Here is a 7,550-nt window from a genome sequence, read left to right as displayed (position 1 = left end):
ACAGCGACTCCTTGCCGCGCAGAGAGCGGAAACGCACATCGCTGTCGCTGAATGTGCCTTGAAGCGTGACGATACGGTTCATATCGATACCTCTGATGGAATCAATTCATCGGATTCCATGGCGTAAGGCTGCTTCGGTATTCCGAGGCCGAAATGAAAATTTCCGGCCTCGGCGGTGAGGTGGATGGTTCGCTGTCTTTCGTCCGCTTTGCTGGTCAGCACGAGCTGGCTGAGTTCAGGCAGCACGTCATGGCTGAGGATTGCCTCGATCATCCGGCCCCCTGCTTCGAGGCGCGTGCAGCGCTGGGCGATCAGCTCGATGCAGGCTTCGGTGTAGTCGAACTCCAGGCCGTGCTGCTGTTGCAGGCGCTTGCCGATGCGCGCCAGTTGCAGGCGGATGATCCGCCCAAGGCTCGCGCCGTCGAGCGGCAGGTAAGGCACCAGAACCAGGCGGCCAAGCAACTCAGCAGGGAAGACCTTGCGCAGGTCCGGGTAGATGGCATTGGCCAGTGCCTCGGTGGCGGGTGTCAGCTCGGGGTCTTCGCAGAGGCCGACGATGCGCTCGCTGCCGACGTTGGTGGTGAGCAGGATGATGGTGCTCTTGAAGTCGATATACCGACCTTCGCCGTCTTCCATCCAGCCTTTGTCGAAGACCTGCAGGAACAGCTCGTGAACGTCGTTATGGGCTTTCTCGATTTCATCGAGCAGCACCACGCTGTACGGGCGCCGGCGCACCGCCTCGGTCAGCACGCCGCCCTCGCCGTAGCCGACGTAGCCGGGTGGCGAACCCTTCAGCGTGGAGACTGTATGGGATTCCTGAAACTCACTCATGTTCAGGGTGATCAGGTTCTGCTCGCCACCATACAAGGACTCGGCCAGCGCCAATGCCGTCTCGGTCTTGCCGACGCCGGAAGGACCGCAGAGGAGGAATACGCCGATCGGTTTGTTCGGATCGTCCAGACGTGCGCGTGCGGTGCGTACGCGCCGGCTGATGGCTTCGAGGCCGGCGTCCTGGCCGATGATGCGTCGGCGCAGAGTGTCCGACAGGGTCAGGACGGCTTCGGCTTCGTCCTGGACCATGTTGCCCAGGGGGATGCCGGTCCAGTCGGAGATCACCGTAGCTACTGTCTGTGGGTCGACCTGGGAACGCAGCAGGACTGGCTCGTTGCGGTGCTCTGCGGCTTGCAGGCTGGTCAACTCGAATTGTCGATCGGCGCGCTCGCCTGGCTCGATATCGGACGTGCTCAGAACTTCGCGCAATTGGAGAATTCGCTGTACGCGGAGCCGCTCCTCTGCGCAGCGCTGTTGCAGGACGTCGGCTTTCAGGCGCAGTTCAGCGAGTCGCTCGGAGATCTGCGAGGGGCGCTGAGTGTCGCCCAGGCACAAGTTCGCTTCACGTTCGGCAATCTGCCGCTCCATCTCCAAGAGTTCGAGCTGGCGCAGGCAGTGCTCCAACTCTACCGGATCGCTGGCCAGGGTCATGGCAATCCGCGCGCAGGCGGTATCCAGAAGGCTGACTGCTTTATCCGGCAATTGCCGGGCCGGGATATAGCGGTGCGATAGACGTACGGCAGCCTGCAGCGCGGCGTCCTCAATCAGTACGCCGTGGTGACTTTCCAGCGCCGGGACCAGGCTGCGCAACATTTCGATGGCAGAGTCTTCTTCGGGCTCCGCGACCTGGATGGCCTGGAAGCGACGCGACAGTGCTGGATCCTTCTCGATGTACTTCTTGTACTCGCTCCAGGTTGTCGCGCCGATGGTGCGCAAGCGCCCACGGGCCAGCGCCGGCTTGAGCATATTGGCGGCATCGCCGGTGCCTGCAGTGCCACCGGCACCGACAAGGGTGTGTACCTCGTCGATGAACAGAATGATCGGGGTGGAACTGTTCTCTACTTCGTCGATTACCTGCTTCAGGCGTTGCTCAAATTCGCCTTTTACACCGGCCCCGGCCTGCAGCAATACCGGGTCGAGTACCTGCAGGCGCACCCCTTGAAGTTTTTTCGGTACGTCCCCCCGGGCCAGTCGTATGGCCAGGCCTTCGACGATGGCCGTCTTGCCGACACCGGCCTCCCCTGTGAGCAAGGGATTGTTCTGTCGCCGGCGCATGAGGATGTCGATCATCTGCCGGACTTCTTCATCACGTCCGTAAACAGGGTCCAGTTCGCCGCGTCGAGCACGCTCGGTCAGGTCGACGGCAAAACGTTGCAGGGCACTTCCAGCCTCGGTGCCGGACGGCACTTGCGGCAGATCATCCGGGGCCGGCTGCTCTGGCGAGTTGGCGAAGATCGAGTCATGTGACTGGATAAGCAGGTCCGGAAGGATCTTGCCGAATTGCCCGGAGATGCCCAGCAGCACCGAACGCAGGCTACTCTGGCGAAGGCAGGCGAGCAGCAGGTGGCTGCTGCGCACACGCGGAGCCTCGAAGAGCAGACTGCAATAGACCCAGCTTCGCTCGACGCTCAGGTCGATCATTTCGGCAAAGTCGGAAACCGAACTGGCGCCTCGGGGCAGGGCATCCAGCGCGTGCTGCAGGTCTAGACGCAGACGCCCTTCGTCGAGGTCGAAGTGGGTGATAGCGCAGCGCAGATCGCTACCGGGCTCTTCCAGCACTTGCTGCAACCAGTGTGACAACTCCACATAGGGGTTGCCCCTTAGCTTGCAGAAGGCCGTAGCACCTTCCAGCGAGCGATACAGTAGTGGGCTCAGGCGGCCGAATAGGGAAAGACGACTGATGTCGCTCATTGAGGGCTCTCCGGATAATGGGCAGTAGTGTCCTGAGCACGCCAATAGCGTTCGGGGTCGTAGAGCAGGTCGGCGGCGTCTTCGGAGCTGGGCCTTTGGCCCAGCCAGGAGCCGTAGCCAATCTGGCTTTGGCCGGCCAGGCGTACACTGGGGATCGCGTCCCGCTGGAGGAGCACTTGCAGATCCCAGTCGTATTCGAACCCTACGTATTGCCGGACCCAGTCGCGTAGCTGGCGACTGGCGATAGCGCCAGGAAGAAAGTCGCGGTAACGCGCCCAGGGCAGAGGTCCCAGGATGATCCGAAATCGGGTTTGCGCATCACGTGCTCCGCGCCCTAGCAACTGGCCAGCACCCAGTTGGCTGGCGTGGCGGCCGATACGCATCTGGCTGTGTTCGTCCAATCTGGACCAGACTTCGACGTTTTCCCGCAGAGCGACCGGAATCCCGAAATATCCCCGCAGGATCTGTACGAGCCCTTCTGCATTGCGCGTCTGCCGCAGCAGGTGTCCGGCCACCGCGAGCTTGGCGTGGCCTGCCAACGAGTCACGCTTGTGCAGGGGCTTGCCGCCAAGCTGCAACAGGCACGCCAGATAATGCGCGAAGCTGTTTTCCCCGCGGTCGAGCCCGACCACCGCCTGTGCTTGAGCCCAGGAACGGTAGAACAACAAAGTCAGCCGATGATGGAATAGGTCGGCGAAGGCGGTGAAGGTCGCGTCCTTGTGGTGGTACTTGCGTTCGCGGGCATACTCGGTGAGGTGCAGTGGCAGCGGCCCATTCGGACCGAACAGGCCGAAGCTGAGGATCGATAGGCGCGGACGTTCGCCATCGGCATGGGCGTCGACGATCTCGCCCGGAGCGAACGCCAGGCTCGGTTCCTGGCCGATGCGTAGAGGTTCTTCTCGCGGGCGGGCAGCGCTGCCTAACGGGGCTTCGTCGCTCAGGGCATCGACCCGGCGTAGCAGTTGAAACAGGTCATGCTTCTGCGGTGCGGCCTCGAGCTCTCGCCAGAGGCGAGCGCTGCGCTCATGCAGGGTGTTGCTCGCTGGCTGGCTCATACCGTCGGCCTCCTGCCGATACGTGGTTGCCAGGTGGCGATGTCGCCTCGCTGCAGGCTGCACAAGGCTAGTTCGATGAAGCTGTTGATACCGACGTGGCGGGCAAGGAATTGTTCGAGCAGGGCGCCGAAAACGAACGGGCTGGCACCGGAGAAAGCGGCCTCATCGACGGTCAGCTGCACCTGCAGACCACGGCCGTAAACGATTGGACCGCTTTGCGGCAGGCGCCTGTAAATGGGCGACAGTGCCGAGCTGCGTAACCCCTGAGTCTGCCGAGCCACGAGCGGGTCGCCCAATTCGCCGTAGATCGACAGCAGCTCACGTAGAGCGGCGGCCCCCTGCTCGTTGTCGCAGTCGGTCAGGTGCAGGTAGTTCATTCCCAGGTGATTGATCAGCCGCCAGGCAGAGTCTTCTTCCGCCAGTGCTGGATAAGGGCGGGATGGGCCAACGAGCATGCGTGTGGTCTTCACTGGCGCGGAGACCTTCAGCGAAAAGTCGCTCTCGACGTTCTGCGCCATCAGCAGGGGCAGATCGCGGTTGCTGCAGAGTGTGTCGACGCTGAGTTGCTGCAGGTCATCGGCGAATGGCGCCTGCCGCTGGTCCACTAATGACAGGAACACTTCGCTGCCGTGGTAGTTGGTGCGTTTGCCATGGCGTTGTGCCGTGCTGGACAGCAGGCGAGGTTCACGGCGCTGAGTGAAGTACGCGCCGAAGTTTCCGGCGGTGTCGCTGCTGTAGGAGCAGAACAACGGGCGGAATTCCTGGGGCTCCCCGTTGGAGCTGAGGTGCCCTTGCACTCGCTCGATGGCGTAAACCTCGTAATCCAGATGCCGGGTGCGATCCAGCACGACGTGATACTCGTGGCTGCCCGGTGAGACCGGTACGCGATCAGCGCGCTTGGGAAACAGGTTGATGGCGGGAGTACAGAACAGTTTGAGGCTATTGCGGTCGACCAGAGCTTCCAACTGCGGAGTATGGCGATCCAGTAGCACAATGATATCCAGCACGTCACCGCTGACCTTCGGCAGAATCTTGGCCAGGCCGCCAATGCTGAAGAAGTGGAAACGTGCGGGCAGGGCGAAGTACTCGTGCAACAGTCGATGCCCCTGGAATGCTCGTGGTCCGTAGGGCAACAGGGCCTGCTCGGGGGCGAAGCCTTCATGACGCAGGGGCGTACCGGTGAGCGTATGGCCAGCAAGCGTTGGTTGATGGGGGTCGAGGCATACCACGCTGCTATTGCCGGCCAGGAGCAGCTCCAGTAGCCGCGTGGATTGCACGAGATCGCCGCCAACGAAGAACTCCAGACGGTCCAGTGGCAGATTGGCGAACCTCGCGCCTCCGCAGGCTTGCAGACGGATGCGCAAAGAGGCTTGCACGCGCTGTTGTGTCGGTACGGCGAGGGGCAGATCGGGCATACCGGCGCTGAGCTCGGTTTCGATAATGCGTAGTGGCCACAGGTTGCAATCATGGCCGGTGCGAAATTCGCACGCAGTCTGCTCGTTGCGGATCAAGTGTGAGCGCAAGGCGGTGCCGGCGGGCAAGCGGAAGCCGGAAAGCAGGCTACCTTCGGTGTAGTTGGGTTCGAACTGCACCACCGTCATGGCGGGCAGGGGTGCCATGTAATTCGGACAGACTGCATCCAGCAACTGCTGGGTGAAGCGCGGAAACTGCGCTTGAATCTTCAGTTGGATACGCGCTGAAAGGAAACTGAAGCCTTCCAGCAGGCGCTCGACGTAGGGGTCAGTGACCTCGTTGTCCTGAAGTCCCAGGCGACCCGCAACCTTGGGATAGTTACGGGCGAACTCAGCACCCAACTCGCGTAGATAGTTCAGCTCGAGGTTGTAGAGCTCCAGCAGCTTGTCCATCACGAGCCCTCGGGCAGCAAGTTAACCTGCCCGCTTTCGAGGTCTATTTCACTGCGCAGGAGGAATTCCAGTGGATAGGGGGCCGACCAGAGCAATCCGCGAATCTGCAGGGCCAGGCGGTTGTGATGGGCTAGAGCGTCATTGCCGTGCACACAGCGTACTTCCAGGCTGTTGGCGATGATTCGTGGTTCAAAAAGGCTGATCGCCCGGCGGATTTCGTGCTCCAGGCTGTGCCACTCGATCTCCGACATGCGCCGGCCCGCCATCGGTTGAATGCCATAGTTGAGCACGGAGCTCTGCAGAGCCCGCATTCGATTGCCGCTGGGCAGCGGCGCGGTGCTGCTGGTATTGAACAACCAGCGCAGATCACGTAGCACCGAGTCTCGGTACAGGCGCTCGTTGGCCAGAAATTGTCCCGCCGCTTCCCAGCGCTGTTCCGGAGCCTCGTCAGTCAGGCGATCCAGCAGAGCAGGCCTTAACCGCTCGCGTGCTGGAGCATTCACGCCGGTATCGACCTGGCTGATGTCGCGGGGGCCCAGGAGGATCATTTGGCGTTTCCGAACAACCGGATGGCCCGAACGTCGAGCAATGCGTACTCGCCGGATTCGGTAATCCACATGCGCTGTCCTTCCCCTCCGAAGAGCTGCAGCGTTTCGTCCCCCAGGGCGAACCAGCTGGTTGCTCGGCCCAATAAGAGGGCAGTGGATTGTGTTCCATAGTCGCCGGCGTAACGCACCGGGATCGTTGCGCGCAACCGATCGCCGCTGTTGCGGGTAATGGCGACGCGTGCCCAAAGTCGATCACAGCCACTTTGAGGCGCGGAAATCTCGACCTCACGCACGTCGGTCAATGGCATTCGGTAGTAGCCATGCTGACCAATCAGTTCCAGCATTGGACCGAGTCGACAATCACCGTCGGCTATCCACTGGAAGGCTTCGGTGCGTAGTTGCTGCTTGCCTTCCACGGCAATGTCAATTTCGCCTCGTAATGCGGGCGCTTCGGCGAGGCTTTGCGCCAGACGTTCAGGGGCATCGATGAGCGCGCTATCCGCTGCCAGGCGCTGCGCCCATTCCTCATGGGAAGGGTTATCCAACTTCACCGGTTGTTCGCCTTTCCAGTTCCGGGCGCGCTGTAGTTCCGCCTCGACGATAAGCTGGTAGCTGCGAATCATCGGTAGCAGTGAGGCGTCATAGTCCAGCGCATGCCGTAATTGCCGGTCGGCACTGTTCCAGTCGCCAAGTAGTGACATCACCTGGAATAAACGAAAGCGCTCGGTGGCTGCAGTAGGAGCCCGACGCACGCGCTCTTGCTGTTCCGCCAGGAGATTTTCCAGACTGTTGATGTTGGCGAATTGAAAATGCATGGACTGATTGCTCTTTAAAGTACTGGATGGCGATAGATTTGGCCGGTCACCCGGAACTTTTTGCATGTCAAATAAGCTTCAAGTGACCAGCCTGGCTATTACGCCTCCCGATTTTCTTTTATGTTCCAGGCGACCAGGTTTTCGGCCCCTTTTCCACCTTGGGCGGTCTGCTCCCAGTACTGCTGCTTGACTTTTCCTGCCTGGAACGAATAGTTCACCAGCAGAGCGTCACCGTCTTGCGCAGCGGTATAACTAACCGATGTCACCAATACATCTTCGAGGGTGAACTTGGAGTACTCCATCTGCGTGCCGCCGGCCTTGCAGACGGAAATTTCGACCGTGCCAATATGCTTTCCGCTGGCGCAGTACTTCATGATGGCTGGTGCGGCTTTGTCGAGGCGTGCCACGACGTTGAGGTCATTGAAACTGGGCGGCCGCAAAAACTGAGTGCAACACCCGACCATTTCGGTAAGGTGTTGCCCCATGTCCTATCACGAACTCAGCGCCACAGAGCGCGTCACGATC

The 7,550-nt window shown here is 61.0% G+C and carries 6 protein-coding genes; all 6 read right to left on the bottom strand.

The annotated features are described in order from the left end of the window. Positions 1-78: 78 nt before the first annotated feature. Positions 79-2,742 (bottom strand): type VI secretion system ATPase TssH, encoded by a 2,664-nt coding sequence (gene tssH, locus A9513_RS13775; protein WP_024762999.1) that lies wholly within the window; start codon positions 2,740-2,742, stop codon positions 79-81. After that, positions 2,739-3,797 carry a type VI secretion system baseplate subunit TssG gene (tssG, locus tag A9513_RS13770; protein ID WP_024763000.1) on the bottom strand — a complete coding sequence of 353 codons (1,059 nt, stop codon included), beginning with the start codon at positions 3,795-3,797 and terminating at the stop codon, positions 2,739-2,741. The genes tssH and tssG overlap by 4 nt, the downstream gene beginning before the upstream one ends. Continuing rightward, the gene (gene tssF / locus A9513_RS13765; RefSeq protein ID WP_024763001.1) at positions 3,794-5,662 is read right to left on the bottom strand and encodes a type VI secretion system baseplate subunit TssF; all 1,869 of its coding nucleotides are present in this window, start codon (positions 5,660-5,662) and stop codon (positions 3,794-3,796) included. The genes tssG and tssF overlap by 4 nt, the downstream gene beginning before the upstream one ends. After that, on the bottom strand, positions 5,662-6,210 hold the full coding sequence (tssE, locus tag A9513_RS13760) for a type VI secretion system baseplate subunit TssE (protein WP_024763002.1): 549 nt from the start codon (positions 6,208-6,210) through the stop codon (positions 5,662-5,664). Before tssE ends, tssF begins: the two co-directional genes overlap by 1 nt. Continuing rightward, positions 6,207-7,025: a type VI secretion system accessory protein TagJ gene (locus tag A9513_RS13755; RefSeq protein ID WP_024763003.1), complete on the bottom strand. Its 819-nt coding sequence runs from the start codon at positions 7,023-7,025 to the stop codon at positions 6,207-6,209. Before A9513_RS13755 ends, tssE begins: the two co-directional genes overlap by 4 nt. Before the next feature lie 98 nt (positions 7,026-7,123). Next, a complete protein-coding gene (locus A9513_RS13750) occupies positions 7,124-7,510 on the bottom strand; it encodes a type VI secretion system tube protein Hcp (RefSeq protein WP_083196113.1) in 387 nt (128 codons plus the stop codon). Positions 7,511-7,550 lie beyond the last annotated feature (40 nt).

It is taken from the genome of Pseudomonas sp. AU12215, assembly GCF_001675465.2.
In the GTDB taxonomy this organism is placed as follows: domain Bacteria; phylum Pseudomonadota; class Gammaproteobacteria; order Pseudomonadales; family Pseudomonadaceae; genus Pseudomonas; species Pseudomonas nitroreducens.
The sequence above is the reverse complement of the archived record's forward strand: the minus strand, read 5'-3'. Positions and strand labels throughout refer to the sequence as shown.